The 26,182-nt window shown below is 60.4% G+C and carries 25 protein-coding genes; all 25 read right to left on the reverse strand.

The features are described from left to right. Nucleotides 1-331: 331 nt before the first annotated feature. Nucleotides 332-763, reverse strand: a complete 432-nt coding sequence (locus JI721_RS05535; RefSeq protein WP_274457065.1) for a Dps family protein — start codon at nt 761-763, stop codon at nt 332-334. Nucleotides 764-1,170: 407 nt separating this feature from the next. Further along, nucleotides 1,171-3,078: an APC family permease gene (locus JI721_RS05540; protein ID WP_274457066.1), complete on the reverse strand. Its 1,908-nt coding sequence runs from the start codon at nt 3,076-3,078 to the stop codon at nt 1,171-1,173. 293 nt (nt 3,079-3,371) lie between these two features. Then, on the reverse strand, nt 3,372-4,673 hold the full coding sequence (murA, locus tag JI721_RS05545) for a UDP-N-acetylglucosamine 1-carboxyvinyltransferase (protein WP_274457068.1): 1,302 nt from the start codon (nt 4,671-4,673) through the stop codon (nt 3,372-3,374). A gap of 436 nt (nt 4,674-5,109) precedes the next feature. Further along, the gene (locus tag JI721_RS05550) at nt 5,110-5,376 is read right to left on the reverse strand and encodes a DUF1146 domain-containing protein (protein WP_274457069.1); all 267 of its coding nucleotides are present in this window, start codon (nt 5,374-5,376) and stop codon (nt 5,110-5,112) included. Nucleotides 5,377-5,482: 106 nt separating this feature from the next. Then, a complete protein-coding gene (locus JI721_RS05555; RefSeq protein WP_274457070.1) occupies nt 5,483-7,075 on the reverse strand; it encodes an NADH-quinone oxidoreductase subunit N in 1,593 nt (530 codons plus the stop codon). Between the two features lie 3 nt (nt 7,076-7,078). Further along, the gene (locus JI721_RS05560) at nt 7,079-8,629 is read right to left on the reverse strand and encodes a complex I subunit 4 family protein (RefSeq protein WP_274457071.1); all 1,551 of its coding nucleotides are present in this window, start codon (nt 8,627-8,629) and stop codon (nt 7,079-7,081) included. Between the two features lies 1 nt (nt 8,630). Further along, nucleotides 8,631-10,586 (reverse strand): NADH-quinone oxidoreductase subunit L, encoded by a 1,956-nt coding sequence (gene nuoL / locus JI721_RS05565; RefSeq protein WP_274457072.1) that lies wholly within the window; start codon nt 10,584-10,586, stop codon nt 8,631-8,633. 4 nt (nt 10,587-10,590) lie between these two features. After that, complete coding sequence (gene nuoK, locus JI721_RS05570; protein ID WP_407654093.1) at nt 10,591-10,902, reverse strand: NADH-quinone oxidoreductase subunit NuoK; 312 nt, start codon at nt 10,900-10,902, stop codon at nt 10,591-10,593. Nucleotides 10,903-10,921: 19 nt separating this feature from the next. Further along, a complete protein-coding gene (locus tag JI721_RS05575; protein WP_274457073.1) occupies nt 10,922-11,446 on the reverse strand; it encodes an NADH-quinone oxidoreductase subunit J in 525 nt (174 codons plus the stop codon). Beyond that, a complete protein-coding gene (locus JI721_RS05580) occupies nt 11,446-11,937 on the reverse strand; it encodes a NuoI/complex I 23 kDa subunit family protein (protein WP_274457074.1) in 492 nt (163 codons plus the stop codon). Before JI721_RS05580 ends, JI721_RS05575 begins: the two co-directional genes overlap by 1 nt. Nucleotides 11,938-11,966: 29 nt before the next feature. Beyond that, nucleotides 11,967-12,956 carry an NADH-quinone oxidoreductase subunit NuoH gene (gene nuoH, locus JI721_RS05585; RefSeq protein WP_274457075.1) on the reverse strand — a complete coding sequence of 330 codons (990 nt, stop codon included), beginning with the start codon at nt 12,954-12,956 and terminating at the stop codon, nt 11,967-11,969. Then, nucleotides 12,956-14,038 carry an NADH-quinone oxidoreductase subunit D gene (locus JI721_RS05590; protein ID WP_274457692.1) on the reverse strand — a complete coding sequence of 361 codons (1,083 nt, stop codon included), beginning with the start codon at nt 14,036-14,038 and terminating at the stop codon, nt 12,956-12,958. Before JI721_RS05590 ends, nuoH begins: the two co-directional genes overlap by 1 nt. Nucleotides 14,039-14,102: 64 nt before the next feature. After that, nucleotides 14,103-14,909 (reverse strand): NADH-quinone oxidoreductase subunit C, encoded by an 807-nt coding sequence (locus JI721_RS05595; protein WP_274457076.1) that lies wholly within the window; start codon nt 14,907-14,909, stop codon nt 14,103-14,105. Then, on the reverse strand, nt 14,906-15,451 hold the full coding sequence (locus JI721_RS05600; protein WP_274457077.1) for a NuoB/complex I 20 kDa subunit family protein: 546 nt from the start codon (nt 15,449-15,451) through the stop codon (nt 14,906-14,908). Before JI721_RS05600 ends, JI721_RS05595 begins: the two co-directional genes overlap by 4 nt. Beyond that, entirely contained in the window at nt 15,442-15,810 is a 369-nt protein-coding gene (locus JI721_RS05605) for an NADH-quinone oxidoreductase subunit A (RefSeq protein WP_274457078.1), read from the reverse strand. Before JI721_RS05605 ends, JI721_RS05600 begins: the two co-directional genes overlap by 10 nt. A 250-nt stretch (nt 15,811-16,060) precedes the next feature. Further along, nucleotides 16,061-16,513, reverse strand: a complete 453-nt coding sequence (locus JI721_RS05610) for a F0F1 ATP synthase subunit epsilon (protein ID WP_274457079.1) — start codon at nt 16,511-16,513, stop codon at nt 16,061-16,063. Nucleotides 16,514-16,529: 16 nt separating this feature from the next. Beyond that, entirely contained in the window at nt 16,530-17,909 is a 1,380-nt protein-coding gene (gene atpD / locus JI721_RS05615) for a F0F1 ATP synthase subunit beta (RefSeq protein WP_407654094.1), read from the reverse strand. A gap of 133 nt (nt 17,910-18,042) precedes the next feature. Continuing rightward, nucleotides 18,043-18,906 carry an ATP synthase F1 subunit gamma gene (gene atpG, locus JI721_RS05620; RefSeq protein ID WP_274457081.1) on the reverse strand — a complete coding sequence of 288 codons (864 nt, stop codon included), beginning with the start codon at nt 18,904-18,906 and terminating at the stop codon, nt 18,043-18,045. A gap of 30 nt (nt 18,907-18,936) precedes the next feature. Then, the gene (atpA, locus tag JI721_RS05625) at nt 18,937-20,445 is read right to left on the reverse strand and encodes a F0F1 ATP synthase subunit alpha (RefSeq protein ID WP_274457082.1); all 1,509 of its coding nucleotides are present in this window, start codon (nt 20,443-20,445) and stop codon (nt 18,937-18,939) included. Continuing rightward, nucleotides 20,442-21,002, reverse strand: coding sequence for an ATP synthase F1 subunit delta (atpH, locus tag JI721_RS05630; protein ID WP_274457083.1), 561 nt, complete (start codon nt 21,000-21,002; stop codon nt 20,442-20,444). The genes atpA and atpH overlap by 4 nt, the downstream gene beginning before the upstream one ends. Beyond that, nucleotides 20,996-21,481 (reverse strand): F0F1 ATP synthase subunit B, encoded by a 486-nt coding sequence (gene atpF / locus JI721_RS05635; RefSeq protein WP_274457084.1) that lies wholly within the window; start codon nt 21,479-21,481, stop codon nt 20,996-20,998. The genes atpH and atpF overlap by 7 nt, the downstream gene beginning before the upstream one ends. 117 nt (nt 21,482-21,598) lie before the next feature. Then, a complete protein-coding gene (atpE, locus tag JI721_RS05640) occupies nt 21,599-21,835 on the reverse strand; it encodes a F0F1 ATP synthase subunit C (protein WP_274457694.1) in 237 nt (78 codons plus the stop codon). 143 nt (nt 21,836-21,978) lie between these two features. Further along, nucleotides 21,979-22,737: a F0F1 ATP synthase subunit A gene (gene atpB / locus JI721_RS05645; protein ID WP_274457085.1), complete on the reverse strand. Its 759-nt coding sequence runs from the start codon at nt 22,735-22,737 to the stop codon at nt 21,979-21,981. 8 nt (nt 22,738-22,745) lie between these two features. Next, on the reverse strand, nt 22,746-23,159 hold the full coding sequence (locus tag JI721_RS05650) for a hypothetical protein (RefSeq protein WP_274457086.1): 414 nt from the start codon (nt 23,157-23,159) through the stop codon (nt 22,746-22,748). Between the two features lie 1,833 nt (nt 23,160-24,992). Continuing rightward, on the reverse strand, nt 24,993-26,174 hold the full coding sequence (locus tag JI721_RS05655) for an acetyl-CoA C-acetyltransferase (protein ID WP_274457087.1): 1,182 nt from the start codon (nt 26,172-26,174) through the stop codon (nt 24,993-24,995). Between the last annotated feature and the right edge of the window lie 8 nt (nt 26,175-26,182).

The raw sequence follows: 26,182 nt of genomic DNA on the forward strand, positions 1-26,182 counted from the left end.
GGCACAAAAGGCGCCCTAAATCGAAGGGGCCAGCCTCGCCGGACCACCCTTTAGGTAGCAAAGGTGCCCTATGCGGTGGGGTCCACGCCGAACGGCGGCCGCCTAAGGCACAAAAGGCGCCCTAAGTCGTAGGGGGCCGGCCTCGCCGGACCACCCTTTAGGTAGGAAAGGCGCCCTATGCGGGCCTGGCCTGGCGTGGCCGGCGAGCCCGGCAATGGCGAGCCCGGCAATGGCAATGCCCGGCAACGGCGGGCGCGGACCCAGGTCAGGCCGGGCCAAACCCGCCTCGCGCCCGCCAGGCACCCGCACCGCCACACGCCTCCCCCCTGTCTCAGTCGAGGAACGCGTTCAGCATCCACACGTGCTTCTCGAGGCTGGCGTGGATCGCGAGCAGCATATCCCCTGTCGTCTCATCGTTCTGCTCGTCTGCGAGCGCCATGCCTTCCTTCAACTCGCCAATCATGACGCCGAAATCGTCGACGATGGTCTTCACCATCTGGTTGGCGTCTTCGTTCCCGGACGCCTCCTTCACGGATGCAGCCTGCAGACTTCCGGACATCGTCGCGATGGGCTTGCCGCCCAAGGCCAGCAGGCGCTCGGCGAGATCGTCAATATGAGTTGCCGCCTCCGTGTACAATTCCTCGAATTTCGCGTGCAATGTGAAAAACTGTTGTCCCGTTACATACCAGTGATAGTTGTGCAGTTTCACGTAGAGGACCGTCCAGTTCGCAATTTGCCGATTGAGCACTTCTGTCAGCTGCATGTCATCAACCTCCGTATGACGGATCTCGGCGCCGGTCCCCACCACCAAGCGCGGTGACGATGGCACATCCGCCTGATGGCCCCACCGACAGATCCCGGTGGCACATCCGCCTGATGGCCCCACCGACAGATCCCGGTGGCACATCCGCCTGATGGGTCCCCTCAGCACATGCCAATCTGCTGATCCCGATGATGGGTGGACCTGAATGCTGCCGTCCCGTCAGATTTTGTCCAAGCCACCCGGTTGCCATCCATTATAGCCCATCGAAGCAGGAAATTCCTGTCGAACGGTGACGAAGGCGGTCCCGAGGACCCAATCGGAAGGCCCGCCCCGCAGAGAAGCCCCCAGAGAAGCCCCCCAGAGAAGCCCCCCAGAACGTCGTCCGGGGGCAAGCCTCGGCAGCGCGATCACGATTGCAGGTGGTAGGGTACGGTGACGACCACGACGTCTTTGTGCCGAATCATCCACGCGCGGATCAGCAGCGACGTCTGCACGTGCAAGAGGTTTTCCCACCACCGCTTGGGAATAAATTGCCCAATGATGAGCTGGATGTGGTCGGGCTTGCCCCCTTCATGTTCTTCCAAGCGGCGAATCAGCCGCGACAGTGGATGCAGGAGCGAGCGGTACTCGTTTTTGACCGCAACCAACCGACACGGCGACCCCCACTCCTGCCACTTCTGCTCCATCCGCTCAATTGACTCGTCATCAAACCCGATATACAGCGCCAGGACATGCTCGCAGGTGCTCTGTGCGTAGGAGATCGTTTCGATAGCCACCCGGTGGATGCCGGACACAAGCACGACTGCAACCACACGGTGCTTCTTGGGGCGGTCGACCTGCAAATCGATGTGCAGCTCTTTGGCCACGGCCTCGTAGTGCTTATGGACTTTGAGGGCAATCGAAATCATGAGCGGGATCACGACGAGCACCATCCACGCCCCACTGGTAAACTTGGTCACCGCGACGACGAAACAAACGACGGTGGTCACCACGACCCCAATCGCGTTGATGACGAGCTTGACGCGCCACCCTCTGTCCCGGGTCTTCAGCCAATACTTGACGAGTCCCAATTGGGCGAGGGTAAAGGCGACGAACACCCCGATGGAGTACAGCGGGATGAGTGCGTTGGTCTGCGCGTGAAACACCTCCACCAACAACGTCGCCAGGGTGGCCAGGACAATCATGCCGTTGGAATAACCGAGTCGGTCGCCGCGCAGTTTGAGCGCGCGCGGCAGGAATCCATCATTCGCCACCAGCGCGGCAAGCTGCGGGAATCCGGTGAAGGTTGAGTTCGCCGCCAGAATCAATACGACGAGCGTCGCCCAAATGATGACCTGATAGATGGGCCCATGTCCAAAGTACCGGCCTACCAATTCAGAGAGCATGGTATTGTGCGGGTTGGTCACAATGCCTTCACGGTACAGCAGGTACGCAAAGCCAAGCAGGGTGATGCTGGTGATGGCGCCGAGCACGGCGTACGCTTTCAGCGCGCCGTTTTTGCCCTCGCGAAAAATCGGCACCGCGTTGGAAATCGTCTCGATGCCCGTCAGCGATGAACAAGCGGAACTGAATGCTTTGAGCAAGAGCAGCACTGTCAATCCGCGCGGGACACTGCCAAACGGAGGTGCCGCCGGCATGCTGGGCCCAAGGCGGGCTTCATGCACGAACCCCACGCCGATGAGGAACAACATGCACACCATGAAAAACAGCGTTGGCAGCGAGAACACCTTCGCAGACTCGGAAACGCCGCGCAGATTGACCAGTAGAATGACAACAATACAGGCCACAGACAACGTTGTTTCAAAACGCGTCAAGGCCGGGTAGGACGAGGCCATCGTCTGGATGCCGGAAGACACGGAAACGGCAACCGTCAAGACGTAGTCCACCAACAGCGCGCTGGCCGCCAGCAGCGACACCCACGGCCGGCGAAAGTTGTCTTTCGCAATCGCGTACGCGCCGCCTCCGCTCGGATAGGCGATCACGCCCATCATATAAGACACAATGAGAATGCACAGCAAGAGGACAGTGGCAGTCGTGATCGGTAAAACCAGCCATTTGGCGGCAGCCCCGAGCGGGTCGAGCTCGGTCATCCCAGCTTCCGGTCCGTATGCGACGGAGGAGTACAAGTCGGCGGCCAAAATAGGCAGTGCGACAAGCCACATCAGTTTTGTGTGTGCCTGATTAAGCTCCCGCGATTTCATGGGCCGCCCGACGAGGGCCCGCTTGACGACACTAAAGTTCACGGTGGCCATCATCAAAGCAAGCACCGCCAGGCACACCAGTACAGGGTGAATCCAGCGCCATTCTCCATGCATGCCGAATCTATCCTCTCCATTTAACTGACGTTATTGTACGCCACGTGGAACGCATTCAATCGATTCGTGCCGCGTGCAAGCAAGAAGAAAAAATGGGTTTATGAGAAGATTCGAAAGCGCGGCGGGGCTTGTGAGGCACATGGTGCAGAGGGCGAAAGGCAATGCGAACAGGCACCCCCGGAAGCCGGAGGTGCCTGGTTGATACCTTGCCAGGTTCGCCCGCTACGCTGGCCGCGCAGCGCGACGTGGAGAGCGTTCGACGAAGCGATTGCGCGCGCCCCGGTACGCGTGGATTACACAGAGGCAACCACGCGAAGCTGGGGACGGTCATCGTCATCCACGCGACGGATGCGCGCACCCAGCGACTGCAGCTTGAAAACCAGGTTGTCATAGCCGCGATCGATATGGTGCAGCCCGTGAACCTCTGTCAGCCCGTCCGCCATCAAGCCGGCGATGACCAGCGCGGCCCCCGCACGCAAGTCCGTCGCTGTGACCGAAGCGCCGGAGAGTTTCTCCACACCCTCAATGATGGCGGTCCGGCCTTCGATTTTAACTTCAGCCCCCATCCGCTGCAACTCAGCAACATGCAGGAATCGGTTCTCAAACACCGTTTCGGTGACGGTGCTGGTCCCGATGGCCGTCGACAGACTGGCGACGATTTGCGCCTGCAGGTCGGTTGGATACGCCGGGTAGTAATGCGTCTTGACGTCGAGCGCCTTCAGCCGGCCCCGCTCCACGGGCCAAACGCGGATTCCGGCCACATCGTCTTCGATGCGCGCTCCCGCTTCTTCCAGCTTCGCGATGAGTGACATCACGTGTTCAGACACGGCATTCTCCACGTACACGCCGTTGCCCATCACCGCGCCCGCCAGGAGATACGTGCCTGCTTCAATGCGGTCGGGAATCACCGTATGGGTGGCGCCCTGCATCGACTTCACGCCGTCGATGCGGATGGTGTCCGTACCCGCACCCCGCACGTGGGCGCCCATCGCGTTCAGGTAATTGGCGAGATCGACATTTTCCGGTTCTTTCGCCGCGTTTTCGATAATCGTATGGCCTTTGGCCAGACACGCAGCCATCATGATGTTCTGCGTGGCGCCGACGCTGGGAATGTCCAGGTAAATCCGCGCGCCGTGCAGGCCGTGCGGCGCCGTCAAATGTACGCAGCCATCGACAATTTGCGCCTTTGCGCCCATGGCTTCGAAGCCCTTAATATGCAGGTCAACGGGCCGCGGTCCAATGTTGCAGCCACCGGGTGAAGCGATTTTCGCCTCACCGAATCGGGCCAGCAGGGGTCCGGCCACCGTAAACGACGCGCGCATGCGCCGGACCAGGTCATAGGGCGGCTCCGTGCTGTGAATCGTTGATGCATTGATCCGAACGGTGCCGTTTCGCTCCTGAACGGTCGCGCCAAGCGCGGCCACGGTATCCATCATGTTCTGTACGTCCAATAATGACGGGACGTCTTCAATCACACTGACTCCGGATGATGCCAATATACTCGCTGAGAGAATGGGGAGCACAGCGTTCTTGGCGCCGCTTACGCGGACTTTTCCCTCGAGTCGCCGACCGCCTTCAATGATGATTTTCGCCAAGTTCGACTACCTCCGTGTTTCGATTGCTCCATCCGATCTGTGCTGCGTTTCGCCGACTGCGTCTGGACTGCTTGGATGCGATCGGTGGACGTGAAAAGGCCGCGTCCAAAGAGCGTGATCGTCCGGATAGGTGGTTTGATGCCCTTACAGCATTCGATGGAACCCTCCAATTCCAGAGGGTACCCCCTTGTGGGCAATTGGATATGCTTCAACGGATGGCAGTGCCGAGGTGACTGTGCCAGCCAGCGTGCTCATGCCGCAAAGCGTGTACCGTACCACAGATTCACACCTTAGCATTTCTCTGTTTGCCATTCTGATTCCTGCTGCGCACTGTTGGAAATCGTCAGGATTCGTCGAAATCTGGAGCCACTGCTAGGTCGGGGAATCAGACATATTGATTGTAGTTGGGCGGCGCCGCGTGTGTCCAGCGATTCTGTTACAATTGGCTGAACAGTTGCGTCGCCAGGAAGAAGATCGCGATCACGAAGCCGAACAAAAACCCGCCCACCATGCCGATGAGCACCCGCAAGAGGCGCGCCTGGGCACCGAACGGATCGGCTGTGAATTTGTCCCAGCGCAGGATGCCGATGGCGCGCCAGGTCATGTACATCCCGAAGAGGAACGCCACAATGAACATCAAGGCGTCCATCCCAATCACGTGCATCAATCCAATATTGGCTGCGGCGTTCGATGTCGTGATCACGATGTTCCCACCATTCCGTGCAGAGTTGTGCCCGATGCGCTGGGGGCGTTTGGGGGCGGGCATTTGGAGCCTCGCCCCACCGGCCGCACAGAACCAAGCCCTCCGCCTAAAACCACTTCGCCTCGAGCAAGGCGTGCAGCAGCGACGCCGGTACAAATCCGAGCACCAGTGTAGCAGCCGCACACACACCAAGCAAGGCGTTCATCGCCGCACTCACGCGAATTTTCGGGAGCACCACAGCCGCGGTCGCGGCCCGACCAGCCGACCCCGGTGCCGCGCCGCCGTCACCCGACCCACCACCGTCTCCCGCCGCGCCGCCATGCTCCAACGCCGCAACCACAACGTCCGAGCGGAATACCTTCCTGAGCCAGCCGAAGTAGTAGAAGAACGACACAACACTCGTCCCGAACAGGATGATGCCGAGCCAGGCTTCCTTCAGATGAATGGTGTCGGTGAAGATATAGAACTTCCCGATGAAGCCGCCGGTCAGCGGGGCGCCGGCGAGCGACATCACAAAAATCGTGAGCACAATCGCCAGCCACGGCGAACGCTTCCACAGGCCCACGAGGGCTTCGTCGTCGACCGTGCGGGTTGCGTGGGACACCACGTGGACCACAGCGAACGCGCCGATGGTCATGAACGTGTAAGCGAACAAGTAGAACAACAGGCTCGTGAAGACGCTCGCCCAGTCACTCAGCTGCGCGGTGCTGCCCGCGGGGTCGACCGCCCCCAGCAGCGCAAAGGGAACCAGCACGTACCCCGCCTGTGCCACACTGGAGAAGGCGAGCAGCCGCTTCATGTTTCGCTGCGGCAGGGCAATGAAATTGCCGACCACCATGGTGACCGCCGCGAGAATGGCCGCCCAGTAGAAGATGTGCGGTGCTGACGCGTTGAAAATATAGAGCATCATGCGAACCAGCATGCCAAAGGCGGCCGTTTTGGAGAGCGTCGCCAAAAAGGAGCTGACGGGCGCCGGCGCGCCTTCATAGGCGTCCGGGGTCCACATGTGGAACGGGACCAGCGACAGCTTGACCCCCATGCCAGCGAGCATGAGCAGGAAGGCCATCACCACCACAGCCGGGTATTGCTGCCACAGCGTCATCCCGTTTTGACCGAGCGTATCCAGGTTCGTCGTGCCGCCGATGCCATAGATGAACGACATGCCGTACAGCAGCACGGCCGATCCGATAGACCCCATGATGAGGTACTTCGCCCCGCCTTCGACTGCGCGCACCGACCTCTTGCGGACCGCCACCAGCACATAGCTCGAGATGGAGAGCAGCTCGAGGCCGACATAGAGCGTGACGAGATCGATCGCCGTCGACATCGCCAGCGCACCCGCCAGGCCAAACAGAATGAGGTACGTATGCTCTGCCGCGACGCGCCGCTTACCGCTGTAGTCAATCGTGAACAAGAGAATCAGCAGCGCGGAGATAAGCAGCAGGATGCTGAAGAGGTTGCCGAACGCATCGGCAATCATCGTGTTCAGCGCCAGCACCTGCGGTGCCGAGAACTGCAGCAGTGCCACGACCAGCGCCACTGCGACGCCGAGCATGGAAATCCCGGCCAACCAGCGTTTGTCCCCGCGGCGCACGATAAACTCGAGAATCATGACCACGAACGCAGTGATGGTAATGACGATGAGCGGCCCCATCGTGGCAAAGTACGGCTGGTGCAACATGTCCAGTTGAGTCGCCATCGGTTACCCTCCAATCCTCAGCAGCGCCTGTGCGGATAAGCCGAACAAGTGGCCAATCACGTCGGGGTACACACCCACCAAGAGCACCAGGCCTGTCAGAATCACGATCGGTACGTACTCCAGGGGCCGCGCGTCCGCGAGTGCAGCGTAGCGTTCGGCGGTCGGGCCGAACGTCGTCTTCTGCATCGCGTACAGCAGGTAGACGGCGGACAGGATAACGCCGACCACCCCGACAAAGGAGATGCCCGGATACGTCCCGAAGCCGCCGATGAAGGCCTGAATTTCACTGATGAAGCCGCTGGTCAGGGGCAGCCCAAGCGAACCGAGCGCCGCGACGAGCAGAAACCCGGACAACATCGGCATGCGCTTGGAGAGGCCGCCCAATTGACCAATCTCGGCGGTGTGTGTACGGTCCTTGATGCTGCCGGTCAAGAAGAACAAGAGCGCCGTCAACAGGCCGGAAGAGACCAGCATGAACATCGCGCCCTGCAGCCCGGCGGTGTTCAAGGCCGCGATGCCGAGCAGCACCAGCCCCATGTGACTGATACTGCCGAAGGCAATCAGCCGCCGCCAGTCTTTCTGGGCCCACGCTGCAAACCCGCCGTAGAGGATGTTGATGACACCCAGCACCGCGATGAGCACGCCGTAGTGCCGCACCTCGCCCGGCAGCATGCCAACACCAAAGCGCAGCAACACGTAGGCGCCGGTCTTGGTGAGAATACCGCCAATCAGCATGTTCGTCGACGTGTCCGCGTGCTCGTGTGTGGTTGGCAGCCAGGTGTGAAACGGCACGAATGCTTCTTCAATGAACACCGCGAGCAGCAGCATGATGAAAATCGTGTGGCGCACCGCGCTCGGGAAGATGGCTGTCGACGCCTGCCCGGTTGTGGTGATGAGGGCCGGGATGTTCAGCGTCAGGCTGCCGGTGCCGGCACTTCCCTGCGCGATCGCGCTCGTCGGCGCAAATCCGCCCACCGCCGCGTAGGCGAGCACGATGAACGCCACCAGCAGGGCCACCGTGGCGAAGCCGCGGTAAATCAGAAACTTGAAGGCGGCTTTCTGCCGGCCCTTTTCCCCGAAGATGTAAATCAGGAAGAAGGTCGAGAACAACGACAGCTCCAGGGCCGCCAGAAACGTGAACAGGTCCAGGGCCGCGAAGACGCCGAAGAGGCCGGCGGACACCATCGTGATCCAAAAATAGTACTCCTTCGCCCTGGCGATGGACCCTTTGCCGGCGATGACGGCCACCGTCGACACCACCGCGGCCAGGGTCAAAAGCGGCAGCGAGAGGCCGTCGACGCCAAAGGTCAGGCCGATGACGAGCGGCTTGCCTTGCCACAGATTCGGCAGGGTAAACCAGGTGAGCTTCGACACGAACTGAAAGCCGCCGATGGACGACGAATACTGCACCCAGGCGGCCAGGCTCATGACGAGCGGCACGACGGATCCGACGAACGCGATGAACTTGTAGAAGGGTCCGCCCATTTTGGGCAGGACGAGGATGAGCGCGGCTGCGATGAGCGGCGCGAGCACCAGCCAGAACATCATGCCCATGTCAGAAGACACCTCCCAAGTGGAACATCGCGATGACCAAAATCAGAAACAACCCGAACGCCGCCACCACGCCGTACGCCTGGACCTGCCCGGTCTGGGTGTACTTCAGGCCGAGGCCGATGATGTAGCCCAAGCGGGCAAAGAGGTTCACCAGGCCGTCAATGATGTAGCGGTCGACAATGGAGACGATGGCCGAAATGACTTTTCCGCCCCCGACGACGACGTAGTAATAAATTTCATCGAGGTAGAACTTGCGGTTCGACACCAGCCAGAAGAACTTCAGCGCCGATGCCATCTTGGCGGGCTGAATCACCGGACGCCAGTACATGAGCGCCGCCAGGAGAATGCCGAGCAGGCCCACGCCGACACTGATGGCCATGAGGCCGATGTTTTCTGGAAAGACTTGGCCGATGGTCGCGACGACTTCGTGCGCGCCCGCCCCGGCGCCCTGCTGCAGCACGCCTGGTGCTGCAGCGTAGTCGTTGAACAGGTACTTCTCCAGCCCATAGCCGTTCAACGGACTGTTGAAGAACCCGGCGATCACGGCGAACACCCCGAGCACGACCAGCGGCACCATCATCACCCAGCTGCCTTCGTGAGCGTGTTCAAACCGCTTCTCGTCTCGGGGCACCCCGGTGAACGTCAGGAAGAACACGCGGAAGATGTAGAAGGCCGTGAAGAAGGCCGCGATGAGGCCGAACCAATACAGGACCGGATGCCCGCTGGAAAGCGCTGCGCCGAGAATGTCATCCTTCGACCAGAATCCGGCGAACGGGACGATGCCGCTCAGCGCGAGCGCACCGGCCAGGAACGTCCAGGTCGTGACCGGAAGCTTCTTCCACAAGCCACCCATCTCGAACAGGTCCTGTGTGTCAACGGCATGAATGACAGAGCCAGCCGCCAGGAACAAAAGCGCCTTGAAGAACGCGTGCGTCATGAGATGGAACACACCATAGGCGTAGGCGCCAACGCCAAGCGCCATCATCATGTAGCCCAGCTGCGAAATCGTCGAGTAGGCGATGACCCGCTTGATGTCGCGCTGCGTCGGCGCGATGAGGGCGGCAAGCAGCGCCGTGATGCCGCCGATCCACGCCACCGTGGTGGTGGCCGTGTGGCTGAGTTCGAACAGCGGATACACCCGCGCCACCAAGTAGACGCCTGCCGCAACCATCGTCGCGGCGTGAATCAACGCCGACACTGGCGTGGGACCTTCCATTGCGTCCGGCAGCCAGACGTGCAGCGGGAACTGCGCCGACTTGCCCACCGCGCCCAGGAAGATGAGCAGGCAGGCCAGCGTGACAAGGCCGCTCCCGGAAATCCAGCCCAGCGCCAGGTGGTTGCTGGCCGCTGCCTGGAAGATGGTGTCATAGTCGAATGAACCGGCGGACAGAAACAGCAGGATAATGCCAACAAACAATCCGGCGTCGCCGATGCGCGTGACGATAAACGACTTTTTGGCAGCCAGCGCGGCTTCCGGCTTGAAAAACCAGAACCCAACCAGCAGGTACGAGCAAAGACCAACCATTTCCCAAAATATGTACAGTTGCAAAAGGTTCGGCGAAATCACGAGCGCCAGCATCGAAAAGACGAACAAGTTGAGGTACTGGTAGAACACGTGAAACCGCTCGTCTCCATGCATATACCCTTTAGAAAACAACAGGACCAACGTACTCACGAGCGTGACCACCACAAGCATCAGCGCATTGAGGTGCGTCACCTGCCAGCCGAACTCAATCGTGCGCGAGCCGATGGATAACCAGTGGAACTGGTACGTGACGCTGCCCTGCGGCCCCGTGCCCAGGCCGCGGAAAATGGCGATGCTGAGCAAAAACGACACGAACGTCAGGACCACCGACACGCCCGCTGCGAGCCACTCCGGCACGCGTCGGCCGAGTGCCAGCAGAACCACGTAGGCAACCAGCGGCAGCAATGGGACAAGCCATGCAGTCTGTGCCACAAAATCACCTCTTCAGAGTGTCGAGATCTTTGACCTCGCTGGTTTTGCGCAGCCGGAACACGGCCAGCAAGAGCGCCAGGCCGACAGCGATCTCTGCCGCAGCAATCGTGATGGTAAACAAGGAAAACACCTGGCCGTCGAGGCTCGGTGCTGCGCCGAGCCGAGAGAACGCCACCAGGTTGATGTTCGCGGCGTTGAGCATCAGTTCGACCGAAACGAGCACCATGATGAGGTTGCGCTTGGTCAGTGCGCCGTACAGCCCAATGCAAAACAGGAACGCGCCCAAAGCCAGGATGGAAGCCGTCGGGACCTGTATCAACGCTGCACCGCCCACGTTACTCGTCCTCCTTTCGCTCTTGCGCGAGAATGACGGCACCCACCAGCGCCACAATCAACAGCAGCGACACCAGTTCAAACGGCACCGTGTACTGCTTGAAGATGGCGAGGCCGACCGCGACCGCGTTGCTGTTGCCCTGGTTGACATCCACCGCCTGCTCTGCAGGCCACGACACCGAGCGGATGGTAAAGAACAGGGTTGCTGCGAGCAGAATCGCGCCCACGGCCGCGCCGACATTGCGCAGGTTCCAGTGAGTCGGCGGCTCCATCGCCTCGTGGTTCGTCAACATGATGGCAAACAGGATGAGAATCGTAATGGCGCCAGCATAAATGGCCACCTGGGCGATCCCGATGAACTCCGCACCGAGCAGAAAATAGATGGCCGAGCAGCCGATGAACACGCCGCCGATGGAAAGCGCCATGTAGACCACTTTGCGGAAACTCAGCATCATGATGGCGCAGCCGAGAATCGCCAGGGCAATCAGAAAAAACGCGATGGTCGGCAGATTCCAGGTGAAGCTCATCACGCGTCACCCGCTTTCTTCGGCGCAGCTTCATCGGCGGCTTTTGCGGCCGCCTCGACGGCCTCTGCCGCTGCGGCAAAACGTTCCGGATGGTTCTTTTCGTATCGCAGCTCATTCTCGTATAACCAGTGCATATCGAGGTACAAGTCATCCCGCGTGTACTTCGCCATTTCAAAGGTGTCGGACATCAGCACCGCCTCCGTCGGACACACCTCCGTGCACAGGTCGCAGAGAATACAAATCTCAAAGTTGATATCAAAGGTGTCGATGCGCATTTTTTTGTTTTGGTCGCGTGCACCGGACAGTGAAATGCAGCTGGTCGGGCAAATCCGCGCGCACTGCTGGCACGAGATGCACAGTTCCGGAATAAACCGGTGGACACCGCGAAACCGCTCCGGCCACTCAGGCATGACGTCCGGGTACTGGAGCGTCACTTTTTTCCTCGGTAATTGGCTGAGCGTGACGCCGAGTCCCTTGAGGAACCCAAACATGATGTAATCCCCCTTTCAAGAGGCTGACGCTACCCAACAAGCGCCTTCAGGACGGCCGTGATCACGAGGTTCGCCAGGGCCAGCGGCATGAGCACCTTCCAGCTGAAGGTCATCAACTGGTCGACGCGCATGCGCGGCATCGTCGCCTGAATCCAGAATTGGATGGTGATGAACAAGAACACCTTGATGGCATACCACAGCCAGCCAGGCAGGAACGGGCCGCTCCAGCCGCCGAAGAACAGCGTCGCGCACAACCCCGCCATGGCGAACAGGTATACGTACTCCGTCAACATGAAGAAGGCGAAGCGAAAGCCTGTGTACTCCACGTGATAGCCGGCGACCAGCTCCGACTCGGCTTCCGGCAGGTCGAACGGCGTGCGGTTGAGCTCCGCCGTGGACGCCACCGCGAAGATGCAGAAGCCGAGGAACTGCGGAATGATGTACCACCAGCCATGGGCCTGGGCGGTGACAATGTCGTTCAGGTTCATCGTGCCGGCCATCAGGACGACACCCACGATGGACATGCCCAGCGGGATCTCATAGGACAACATCTGCGCCGCGCTGCGCATGCCGCCGATGAGTGCGTACTTGTTGTTCGAAGCCCAGCCGCCGAGCATGACGCCGTGAATCGTGATGGCGCTGAGCGCCAGGTAGTAGAGCACGCCGATACCGAGATTGGCCGTAAACACGTGATGCGCCGAAAACGGGATGACAGCAAGCGTCATGAATGCGGGAACGAACGCGATGATCGGCGCGATGAGAAACAGCGGACGGTCGGCCATCGCGGGCACCACGTCTTCCTTGATGAGCAGTTTCAACACGTCGGCGGTCGTCTGCAAGAGGCCCAGCGGGCCGACGCGGTTCGGACCGATTCGGCCCTGCATCCAGCCGATGATTTTCCGCTGCCAGAGAATCGTGTAGGTGACGACCCCCAGCGTCATCAGCAGGATGATGACGCCGCCGATGAGCATCGCCAGGATGTGCAGCCCGGTGAGGGGCTGCCCTTGCCAGTTCCACATCAGGCATCCACCTCCCCAAGCACGATGTCGACCGCGCCGAGGATGGCGATGAGGTTCGCGATGTTCTGTCCCCGCAGCAAATCGGGCAGGATTTGCAGATTGACGAAGGACGGCTTGCGGATTTTCATCCGGTACGGCTTATCCTTGCCGTCGCTGACGATGTAGAAGCCGAGTTCGCCGCGTGCGCCTTCAATGCCGGCGTAGTGCTCGCCTGCAGGCACACGAATGAGTTTAGGCACCTTGCCGAGGACCGGGCCGGACGACGGAATTTGGTCGAGCGCCTGCTCCACAATCCGCAGGGACTGCTCCATCTCCAGCAGGTGCAGGTAGTACCGGTCAAAACAGTCGCCGTTCTGGCCGACTGGCACGTCAAACTCAAATCGGTCGTAGATGGAGTAGGGCTTCTTCTTGCGCAGGTCCCACTCAAAACCGGTCGACCGCAGGTTGATGCCGCTCATTCCCCAGGCGAGGGCCGTCTCCGTGTCGAACTTGCCAATGCCGCGCACGCGGTTCAAGAAGATCTCATTGCCGCTGATGAGTTCGTCGTACATTTTCAAGCGTTCGCGCATGAACGGAATGAATGCGCGCACTTCTTCGAGCCAGCCCTGGGGCGCGTCCCATTTGACGCCGCCGACACGCATGTAATTGTAGGTGAGCCGCGCGCCGCAGATTTCGTTGAACATCTGGACAATGCGTTCGCGTTCCTGGAAGACGTACAAGAACGGGCTCATCGCACCCAGGTCGAGCAGATACGCGCCGACGAACAGCAGGTGAGACGCGATGCGGTTGAGTTCCATCACGATGATGCGCAGATACTCGGCGCGCTCTGGAATCTCCAGCCCCATCGCCTCTTCCACCGTGTGACACAGCGCGTAGTTGTTGAGCATGGCGGCCAGGTAGTCGAGCCGGTCGGTGTACGGGATGATTTGCGTGTACTGCAGGCCCTCCGCAAGCTTTTCGGTGCCGCGGTGCAGGTAGCCGATGACGGGATCGGCATCGAGAATCGTCTCGCCGCTGATTTTTACGACCAGGCGAAACACGCCGTGCGTACTCGGGTGCTGCGGTCCAACGTTCAACAGCATCTCCTCGGTGCGCACCTCACCGCCCGTTTCATTCGCAGCGGGTGTGAGCGCGTGTGCGCGTCCGTCATTCGTCTGACTCTGGTTGACCAGCGCCATCGGAATCCTCCCCTCCCTGCCACTCGTTGTAGTCCTTGCGCAGCGGGTGTCCGGCGAATTCGTCCCACAGCATGATGCGCCGCAAGTCAGGGTGGTTGGTGAATGTCACACCAAGCAGGTCGTAGATCTCCCGCTCCTCCCAGTTCACGCCGGGGTGGCTGGGCACCAGCGAGGGGACTTCGGCCCGATCGCGGTCCGTCCGCGTTTTCAGGCACACCCAGTGCCCGAGCGACGTGGACTGCACGTAAATCACGATTTCTATGTAACCCTTGGCCGGGTAGTCGGTCCCGACCATACATTCGATGTAGTTGAGCTTCCACGCGTCGTTCGTGCGCAGAAAATCGACCGCTTCGTACCAGCGGTCTTTGGCGATCACGACCATCGGCGTATGCAGTGCAGCCCCGGTCTCCTCAACAACGCCTTCGCCAAACTTCTCAACCAGCGCGGCCTTCAGCTTTTCCGCCTCGGCCTTCGCAGCTTCTACCCGCGGATCCGGCGGCGGCGCGGGCTTTGAAGCCGGTTTCGCGGCGGCGCCAGCCGGTTTCGCGGCCGCCGGTTTGGGTGCAGGCCGTGCGGCGGGCTTGGCATCCGACGCAGGCTTGGCGTCCGGCTTGGCCTCAGGCACAGGCTGTGCGGCTTCGACGGCTTCCGCAGGCTTGGCCTCGGGCGCAGGCTGTGCGGCTTCGGCGGCTTCCGTCGATTTGGCGTCGCCCGACCGGTCGGCGGGTTCCGCAGTGATCGGCTGCTCCGTTCCCTTGCGTTCCTCGTCTGTCACGCAGGATTCACCTTCTTCCGGCGTGCCTCGCTGCGGATTTTCTCCTGCAGCAGGTTGATGCCGTAGATGAGTGCGGGCGGGGAAGGCGGGCACCCGGGAATGTAGACGTCGACGGGGACAATTTGGTCCACGCCTTTCATCACGGAATAGCTGCGAACATAGGGGCCGCCGGCGGTGGCGCAGGAGCCCATGGAGATGACCCACTTCGGGTCCGGCATCTGGTCATACAACCGCTTGAGGAGGGGTCCCATCTTTTTCGTCACCGTTCCAGCGACAATCATGACGTCGGACTGGCGCGGCGAGGCGCGGAAAATCACGCCGAAGCGGTCGAGATCGTAATGCGACGCGCCGGCGCCCATCATTTCGATGGCACAGCAGGCCAAGCCAAACGTCAGCGGCCACAAGCTGTTGCTGCGCGCCCAGGCTTTGACCTGTTCGAGGGGAGCCAGCAGCAAACCGCCGCGGCGCAATTCTGCGTTCTCTTCCGGCGTCAGTCCCTCGTACTCAATCACGGGGAGTTGAGCAGCACGGCTCAGGTCCATTCCAGCACCTTCTTTCTCCATGCGTAAATCAGGCCGATGACGAGCATGAAAATGAAGATCAGCATTTCGACCAGCCCGAACATCCCGAGTTTATGAAAGCTGGCCGCCCAGGGATAGAGAAAGAGTGTTTCCACGTCGAATACAACGAATAAGAGCGCGAATAAATAATAGCGGGCATTGTAGCGGACGTGGGCGTCCCCGATGGGATCGACCCCGCTTTCGTACGAGGTAAGCTTCTCTTTGCTGGGCTTGCTGGGACGGAGAATCGGCCCCAAAACCCACAGCGCGGCAACGGGCAGGATGACGCCGAGCAATAGAAAAAGGAACACGTATAAGTACCCGTTCCAGTACGCAAACATGGCCTTCCCTCCATGTTCTACAGATTGTGAACCTTTGCACAATGACCTTGAACATTATATCAGACGGGTATTTTTGTGTAAAACCGATGGGAACTTGCACCAGTGGTTTGGAGGACGGAAGCCGGGCTGGGGATGACAATTCACGAACCGCGATTCTGAAAAGGACGGAGCCCACGAAGGCCGGCCACCCTGCGGCGGCAGTCCTTGCGTGAACTCCGTCCTCGTGAGCCCGCCGCGCACCGCGACGGGGTTACTGACTCGCTGACTTGCTGAGGACCTTCTCAAATACGTTCCCTGACGCGTTCGACAGCTCCAGCATTTCCAGCCGGCGCAGCGCCCGTGCCCGGGCCGCCTCGGCCCGGGCAATGTCGATGCCCTCGCCTCGCTTCGCGAGCCGCTCTTCGGCGCGTTGCTTGGCGCGCTGTGCACGTTCGACATCCAATGTGGCGGACGTTTCCGCTGCGTCGGCGAGCAGCGTGATCCGGTCGGGGCGGACTTCGAGGAATCCACCGCTAACCGAAATGTAATCCTCGCCCTCTTCCATCCGGACCTTCACGATGCCCGGCTGCACCGTGGTGGCCAGTGGTGCGTGCCTCGGCAAAATGCCGATTTCGCCGAAGCCGCCGCGCACCACGACAAAGGTCACCGGATGGGACAGGAGGAGTCGGTCAGGCGTCACGACTTCCAACAGCACCGTGCTCATTCCGCCGCCTCCTTATTTAGACCGCAATGCCTTCTGCCTTCGCGGCCTCGTACACCTCATCAATCGAGCCACGGTAGCGGAACAGCACTTCCGGAATCTCGTCGCACTTGCCGTCGAGGATGTCCTTGAAGCTGCGCACCGTGTCCTTCACGGTGACATACTTGCCTGGCACACCCGTGAACTGCTCGGCCACGAAGTTCGGCTGAGACAGGAAGTTCTGGATTTTACGCGCACGCGACACCGTCAGCTTGTCATCGTCGCTCAATTCGTCCATACCGAGGATCGCGATGATGTCCTGCAGTTCTCGATACCGCTGCAGAATCTGCTGCACAGAGCGGGCCACCTGGTAGTGCTCCTCGCCGACGATGTCCGGAGACAGCGCGCGGGACGTGGACGCGAGCGGATCGACCGCGGGATATAAGCCCATCGCCGCGATGTTACGGTCGAGGTTGGTCGTGGCGTCCAAGTGCGTGAACGTGTTCGCAGGCGCTGGGTCCGTGTAGTCGTCAGCTGGCACGTAGATGGCCTGGATGGAGGTAATCGAACCTTTGACGGTCGACGCGATGCGTTCCTGCAGCTGCCCCATTTCCGTCGCCAGGGTCGGCTGATAACCGACGGCGGACGGCATGCGGCCGAGCAGCGCCGACACCTCGGAACCGGCCTGTGTGAAACGGAAGATGTTGTCGATGAACAGCAGTACGTCGCGCTGCTCTTCGTCACGGAAATACTCCGCGATGGTCAACCCTGCGAGCGCCACACGAAGACGCGCGCCCGGCGGCTCGTTCATCTGGCCGAACACCATGCTCGTCTTGTCGATGACGCCCGAGTCGCTCATTTCATGGTACAGGTCGTTTCCCTCGCGCGTCCGTTCACCCACACCCGCAAACACGGAGTAACCGCCGTGCTCCTTCGCGATGTTGTGGATAAGCTCCTGAATCAAAACGGTCTTGCCGACGCCCGCGCCGCCGAACAAACCGATCTTCCCGCCCTTGACGTACGGAGCGAGCAAGTCGATGACCTTGATACCGGTCTCGAACACTTCCATTTTCGTGGTCAAATCTGAGAACGCCGGCGCCGGACGGTGAATGGACCAGCGTGTCTCCGTCTCGACCGGACCTGCTTCGTCAATCGCTTCACCCAGCACGTTGAAGATACGGCCGAGCGTCTGCGGTCCGACCGGAACACTGATGGGCCGGCCCGTGTCGACCGCTTCCGCACCGCGCACCAGACCATCGGTGGACGACATGGCAACGGTGCGCACCACGTTATCGCCGAGGTGCAGGGCAACCTCCAGTGTCAGGTGAACGGGAACGTCGCCTTCGTAGTTGATGACCAAGGCGTTATTGATGGCAGGCAGCTGTCCTTCGGGGAACCGAACGTCCACGACAGGACCCATGACCTGAACCACTTGCCCCTTATTCAAATCCTTCGCCTCCCTCTGGAGCATACAGCGCTCGCTGCATCCTCCCAGTGTGGTTCCGATTCTTGATGGCAATCATTTCAGCCCGGCGCGCGCGTGATCGCGGCGGTTACTTCAGCGCTTCCGCGCCGCCGACGATTTCCACAATCTGCGTCGTGATGGCCGCCTGGCGCGCGCGGTTCAACGCGAGCGTCAGCTTTTCGATCATCTCGTTCGCTGTGTCCGTCGCGTTGCCCATCGCCGTCATCCGGGCTGCGTGCTCACTGGCCTTGGCATCCAGAACCGCCTGGTACACCAGGGTTTCTGCATACTTCGGCAACAGGGCGTGCAGCACCGTCTCCGCATCCGGCTCATACAGGTACTGGACCGTTCCCTGTGCAGCGTCGTCACTTTCCACGTTGCTGAGCGGCAGTACCTTCTTCACGACCGGAACCTGCGACACGGCATTGATAAACTCGTTGTATATGAAGTACAGTTCATCGAACTGCTCTTCTGCATAAGCCGAGACAACCTGTTCAGCGAGCGCATTCACACTGTGGTACGTCGGCGAGTCCGGCAAGCCGATGACCTCACCGGCGACTGGGTAACCGTGACGGACGAAGAAGTCGCGGCCGCGGCGCCCCACCGCATAGATGCTGTAGCTCGACTTGTCCTTGCTGCGGAACTGTGCCAGCGCCAGCTTGATGACTTGGGCGTTATAGGCCCCAGCCAGTCCGCGGTCGCCGGTAATCACCAGGTACCCCGTCCGTTTCACCGGACGTTCCGCCAGCAGCGGATGCTTGACGTAGCGCGCTGACTTGGACACGTTCGCCAGCATGCTCTGCATCTTCGCCAGATAAGGCTTGGACAACTGCACGGCTTCCTGGACCCGGCGCAGCTTGGCAGCCGACACCATCTCCATCGCCTTGGTGATTTTCGCCGTATCCTGCTTGCTCTTGATGCTTCGCTTAATGTCTCTGGTGTTTTGCGGCACTCCGTTCACCACCTTTTCGAGGTCGTCCGGTTACGCGACGAACGTCGCCTTGAACTTCGCGACCGCTTCCTTCAACAGTTCCACCGTGTCATTGCCCAGGTCCTTGGTCGAAACAATGGCCTCGTAAATCTGCGGGTAGTTCGCCGCAACATACGCCAGCCACTGTTCCTCAAAGGTGCGCACGGCACTGACCGGCAGGTCATCGACATAGCCGTTCACAACCGCCCACAGCGATACGACCTGACGCTCGACGGGCATCGCCGCATACTGGTTCTGTTTGAGGATCTCGACCGTCCGCTCCCCTCGCGCCAGACGCGCGAGTGTCGCTTTATCGAGATCTGACCCAAACTGCGCGAACGCCTGCAGTTCGCGGTACTGGGCCAAGTCCAGCTTCAGCGTACCTGCCACTTTTTTCATCGCCTTGATTTGCGCGTCGCCGCCAACACGAGACACGGACTGCCCGACGTTGACAGCAGGTCGGATACCCGAGAAGAACAGGTCGGACTCCAGGAAAATCTGACCGTCTGTAATCGAGATCACGTTCGTTGGAATGTACGCCGAGATGTCGCCGGCCTGCGTTTCGATGAACGGCAGCGCCGTCAGCGACCCGCCGCCCAGCGCATCGGAGAGCTTCGCAGCGCGTTCCAGAAGGCGGGAGTGCAAGTAGAACACGTCGCCAGGGAACGCCTCACGACCGGGCGGACGGCGGAGCAGCAGCGACATTTCGCGGTACGCCGCAGCCTGTTTGGTCAAGTCGTCGTAGATGATGAGGGCGTGCTCGCCCTTGTACATGAAGTACTCACCCATCGCGCAGCCAGCGTAAGGCGCCATGAACAACAGCGGCGCCGGCTCGGACGCACTCGCCGCGACGACGATGGTGTAATCCATCGCGCCGTGCTTCTTGAGCGTCTCCACGACCTGGCGGATGGTGGACTGCTTCTGGCCGATGGCGACGTAGATACACTTCACGCCATTACCCTTCTGGTTGATGATGGTGTCGAGCGCGATCGCCGTTTTACCGGTCTGGCGGTCGCCAATGATGAGCTCGCGCTGTCCGCGGCCAATCGGGATCATTGCGTCAATCGCCTTGATCCCGGTCTGCATCGGCTCGCTGACGTGTTTCCGCTGAATTACGCCCGGTGCCGGCGACTCAATCGGACGGTAGGTATCCGTCTGCAGCGGTCCAGCGTTGTCAATCGGCTGTCCGAGCGGATTCACGACGCGGCCCAACAGCGCTTCACCGACCGGCACCTGCGCAATGCGGCCGGTCCGCTTGACCTGGTCGCCTTCCTGAATGCCTTCGACGGAACCCAGAACGATGACACCGACGTTATCCTCTTCGAGGTTGAACGCCATGCCGTATACGCCGTTCGAAAACTCAACCAACTCGCCGGCCATGACGTTTTGCAAACCATACAGGCGCGCAATACCGTCACCAACCGACAACACAATCCCTGTGTCGTATACCTGGACCTGCGCCTCAAATTGCTCAATCTGCTTTTGTATGAGCGCGCTGATTTCATCCGGCCGGATACTCAAAGGGTTCCCTCCTTGGTGGCCCCACTGACCAGTTTCTGACTAAACTGCGCAAGCGCGCCCCGAATCGTCGCATCGATGACCCGGTCTCCGACGCGAATTCGGCAGCCCGCAATTAGATCGGGATCGACATGCAAAGACGCGCGAACTTTCTTGTTCAATGACGCACTCAGGTGTTTCTCAATCTCTTGCAGTTGTTCCTCCGCAAGCGGCATCGCGCTTTGGACCTCAACGGTCAGCTCGCCTTTCGCCGCTTGGGCAAGGGCGTGGAAACGTTCGTAAATCGCGGCGATGTACCCGCCGCGCCCACGGTTCAGCAGCACTTTGACGAATCGCGCCACCAGCGGATCGAGCGCTTCGCCGAAAACGTTTGTGATGGCGTTTGCCTTGCTGTCCGCATCAATCAACGGATGATTGAGGATGTCCTGCAGCTTTGGATGCGCACCAAGCACGTCCGCCAGCAATTTCAGGCTCTCATCCACCTTGTCTACAGCTTGCTGCTGCTCTGCAAACTTGAACAAACCCTGCGTGTATCGGTTCGTGACGGCCCCGCTCAGCATACGAGTTCACCCAGTTGTTTTTCCGCTTCTTGCAGCATTTCCTTGTGAACTGTCTCAGACACGTGGTTGCGAAGCAGCTTGCTGGTCAGTTCGACCGTGATTTCGGCCACTTGCTGCAGCGCCGCGTTCAGCGCTTCCGTGCGTTCACGTTCAATCAGTTGACGCGCTTCATCGAGCAGGCGCTGCGATTCTGCCTGCGCTTCCGCGATGATGCTGCGGGCCTGTTCGTCCGCGCGGGCTCGAGCCGCATCGAGCAGATTCCTGGCATCCTGCCGGGCTTGTTCAAGGAGCGCCCGCTGTTCAGCCAGCAGCTTTTCTGCTTCGGCGCGCTGCTGCTCGGCGTCGGAAATCTGCTTCTCTACGTGCAGACGCCGCTGTTCCATGATATTGGCGAGCGGCTTGAAGCCGAACCTTTGAATCAGCCAAAACAGAATCAGAAACGTGACAATCGAAACCACAAACGTTCCTGTTTCAAACACCAGAGGCCACCTCCCTTGTCAGACTACGCGGGCCTTCGTTCATGCTGTTGCAACGCGGCCTAAACCTGTCCATCTTTCGAATTTGGCTCCGGACAGCCGGTGTGCCAAAGCAGTGACTTACAGTTTGCCGACGGTAAACAGCAGAATGAAGCCGAACGCAAGCGCGATGACAGGGAAGGCTTCAACCAAGGCAACACCCAGCAGAGCGCTGGCAAAAATCGAACCACGGGCTTCCGGTTGACGTGCAACTCCCTCTACGTACTTGCTCATGACCAAACCGTCACCCACACCAGAACCAACCGCAGCCAAACCGAGCATCAGAGCGACCGCGATATCCGCTAACGCTTGTGCCATTGTCATGAAAGAACGTCCTCCCTTTTTTCGTACAAGCTTATTTGAACTGATGTAAAACTGGGACTGCTAGGGTACTCACACTTTTCTGCGAATGAACAATTTAGATCTTGAACTAACGCTGGCTCAGCCTGCTCATCGCTCGATTAGTGCGTTTGTCCTTCAAAAGATTTGTTCCCAATGTATAAGCACATCAGAATCGAGAACACGTATGCCTGGATGGTGCTCACAAACCCACTGTAGAAGAGCCACACCAACAACAGCGGCAGCCCCGTCGGCACCCACCCAAACAAATACGGAATGCCGAGGAAGATTCCAATCAGCGCTTCACCCGCGAAAATGTTGCCATAAAGACGCATGCCGTGCGTGAGCGGGTTCGTGATCTCCTCGAGAATCGCCAGTGGAGACGGCGACACGAAGTGCTTCAGCCATATCTTGGGATGCCGAAGCCCGCGGGCGTGAGCGATAATCCACACCATGACGGCCAATCCGAGCGTCATGCTCATATTGGCGGTCGGTGAGTCAAACAACATCACCTCACCCTTGGATTCGCTCAGTTTCTCAGCCGTGATGCCGAGCGCTGGCACGGGATGGTGCAAGTGGATCGCGACGGTCGCGATGAGTCCCAGCCAGTTCGAGACGAACAAAAAGATGAGCATCGTGAATGCGAGCGGCATGATCCACTGGACCACCTGCTCATTGGGCATCGTGTCCTTCGCCATGGTCGCGGTAAATTCGACAGCCCACTCCATCACATTCTGAAATCCCCGGGGGTGCATATCCAACTTGCGCACTGCAATACGCAGGGCAATCAACACCACCAATCCGGCGAATACCATCATCGCGATGGTCGTCAGGTTGATAGGAAAAAAGGTGTTTGCAAACAGGTACGGGAACGCTGGCACGTTATCACCTACCTTGCCCTGGGAATGGAATTTTGGTTTCTGACATAGCCATAGAGACCGGCGAAAATGAGGACAAACCCGAGCATATAGCCGATAACTGCGGTATAAACATTGATGTGTGGCACTTTGAGGGCAACCACCATCACCGCCGCCAAAACGACCCACCGCGTCACCATGCCGATGATACCCGAGGCAAACAGCAACGGCCCCTGTGTATCATCGTTGACATGCCCCTGGCGGATCATACTAAACACAACGTATGCCCCGCCAACCTCGCCGAGGATCAGCCCATTCATCACCTCGCGCCACTCACGCGCGAAAAACCACGCGAACAGCCATACGACGACAGTCAGGACAAAAAACGCCAACCCTGTCAGTTTGATGGCGCGCAGCCGACGATTCAGACGATCCAAGTCATTCATGGCTTATCTCCCAAGAACTGTTTTGCGAGGAACGCGAGTCCGGACGCACCCACGAGCGTACCGACGACCACACCAATCACACTCCAAGCAGCGTGGTGCCAACGCACAGCGAATACATGTCCGAAATAGCCAAAGACGACGATGCACGTGGGCAACTGCAGTGTGGCTCCGGAAAACAGAGCGAGCATCTGCCATGGCGTCTTTTCGCTGGAAGGCTTATCTCCCTTTGACGGTTGATCTCCCTTGTCGGCGAACTTGGCCACCACCCAACCGAACGGATCGTGAACGCGCAGACAGCGAACATGGCGCTTGACTGTTTGCCACTGGCCGTCGCCAGGACTATGCCAGCGCCACCTTGCATGCGTTTTGCCGGTGCAACGTTGCCGGGCGTCTTGCTGGTGCGGTCGACAGCGCACTTCGACAAGTCTGGATCATTATCGACACCCAACGAGCCGCCAGGCGAACCTGTCCGCTTGTCACCGTTTCCGTTTGGAGATGCTACACGACACTGCGACTTTTCCGTAAGCACTCTCAGTGTTGCATCCTGTGGAACAGCAGCACCTCACAGTGAAATGCCAGAACCCTCGCTAATAGTACACTACCCCAATTTTCGTTGTCAACGAAGGAGAAAGCGGTTGCGCCGAAATCAGTCGTGATCGACCAAGGATGTCACAAAACTGTTCTAATCACTTTCTAATGCAGAGAAGAAGGACGGGTGAAAGCACGCTCAAGAAGTGCCTTCATCCGTTTCAATGGATGGGAATTGTTGGGTGGCGTCGGCGTAATCGCGCGAGGCGACGGACGGTAGGCGGACGGTAGGCGGACGGTAGGCGGACGGTAGACGGACGGTAGACGGACGGTAGGCGGGCAGGCGCTAAGGCACCTTTCGTGCCCTATGCTCGCCAGGAGCCCGCCAGCCCGCAGGCGTTAAGGCACCTTTCGTGCCCTATGCCTGCCAAGGTCCAGTCAATCCGCAGGCGCTAAGGCGCCTTTCGTGCCCTATGCCTGCTAAGGTCCAGTCAATCCGCAGGCGTTAAGGCACCTTTCGTGCCCTATGCCGGCCCAGGTCCCGCCAGCCCGCAGGCGCTAAGGCACCTTTCGTGCCCTATGCCGGCCCAGGTCCCGCCAGCCCGCAGGCGCTAAGGCACCTTTCGTGCCTTATGCCCGCCAGGAGCCCGTCAATCCGCAGGCGCTAAGGCACCTTTCGTGCCCTATGCCCCGGCCGGGACCCGTCAATCCGCAGGCGCTAAGGCACCTTTCGTGCCTTATGCCCGGCCGGGACCCGTCAATCCGCAGGCGCTAAGGCACCTTTCGTGCCTTATGCCCGGCCGGGACCCGTCAATCCGCAGGCGCTAAGGCACCTTTCGTGCCCTATGCCTGCCCAGGTCCCGCCAGCCCGCAGGCGCTAAGGCACCTTTCGTGCCCTATGCCTGCCCAGGTCCCGCCAGCCCGCAGGCGCTAAGTCGCCTTTCGTGCCTTATGCCCGGCCGGGACCCGTCAATCCGCAGGCGCTAAGGCGCCTTTCGTGCCCTATGCCTGCCCAGGTCCAGTCAATCCGCAGGCGTTAAGGCGCCTTTCGTGCCCTACGCCTGCCCAGGTCCCGCCAGCCCGCAGGCGCTAAGGCACCTTTCGTGCCCTATGCTCGCCAGGAGCCCGTCAATCCGCAGGCGCTAAGGCACCTTTCGTGCTCTATGCCTGCCCAGGTCCCGCCAGCCCGCAGGCGCTAAGGCACCTTTCGTGCCCTATGCCCGGCCGGACCCGCCTCTAGGCCAGCGGCCCGCCTCTAGGTCACCGGGCCGCCTCCAACACGCCTCCGCCCCCCCACCAGCCCGCTTATATGCGCTCCACGACCATCGCCACGCCTTGGCCGCCGCCGATGCACAGCGTGGCCAGGCCGTAGCGGCCGCCGCGCCGGGCCAATTCATGCACGAGGGTAACGAGCACGCGCGTGCCGCTGGCGCCAATCGGGTGGCCCAGCGCAATGGCGCCGCCATTGACGTTCAGCTTGTCGTCGGGGAACGCCAGTTCCTGGCCGACCGCGAGCGACTGCGCCGCGAAGGCTTCATTCGCCTCAATCAAGTCGAGGTCGGCGACGCTCAGACCTGCTTTCGCCAGGGCCTTCTTGGTCGCGTCAATCGGCCCGAGGCCCATGACGGACGGGTCAACACCGGCGCTCGCGTAGCTGATGACGCGCGCCATCGGCTTCAGCCCCAGGGCCTGTGCCCGCCGAGCCGATGCCACCACAACGGCCGCCGCACCGTCGTTGATTCCGCTCGCGTTGCCCGCGGTCACCGTACCGTCCTTCTTGAAGGCCGGCCGCAGCTTGGCCAGCGTCTCCGCTGTCGTATCCGGCCGCGGAAACTCGTCTGTGTCGAACACCACCGTGCCTTTGCGCTGCGGGACTTCGACCGGAACGATCTCGTCCTTGAACCGGCCGCTTCGCACCGCCTCGGCTGCGCGTTGTTGGCTGCGCGCCGCAAACGCGTCCTGCTGCTCGCGCGTGAGTCCGTAGCGCTCGGCGATGTTCTCGGCGGTAATACCCATGTGCGTGTCGCAGAACGCGCACCACAGGCCGTCGCGGATCATGCTGTCCACCACCTTCGCATCCCCCATGCGATACCCGCCGCGCGCACCCGGCAGCAGATACGGCGCGTTCGTCATACTCTCCATGCCGCCTGCGACCAGCAGCTCCGCGTCGCCAGCCCGAATCGCCTGTGCGGCGAGCATGACGGACTTGAGTCCCGATCCGCACACCTTATTCACGGTCGTCGCCGGCACCCCATCTGCCAATCCCGCGTGAATCGCCGCCTGGCGTGCCGGATTCTGCCCGAGCCCCGCCTGCAGCACGTTGCCCATGATGACTTCCTCGACGTGATCGCCACGCACACCAGCACGCGCCAACGCTTCTTTGATCACGATGGCGCCCAGCTGTGTCGCCGACAACGGCGCCAAGGTCCCCTGAAAGCTGCCGATGGCCGTCCGTACCGCGCCCGCTAAAACGACTTCCTCTCCCATCGAAGACA

The sequence above is a fragment of the Alicyclobacillus cycloheptanicus genome (assembly GCF_028751525.1).
GTDB lineage: Bacteria > Bacillota > Bacilli > Alicyclobacillales > Alicyclobacillaceae > Alicyclobacillus_L > Alicyclobacillus_L cycloheptanicus.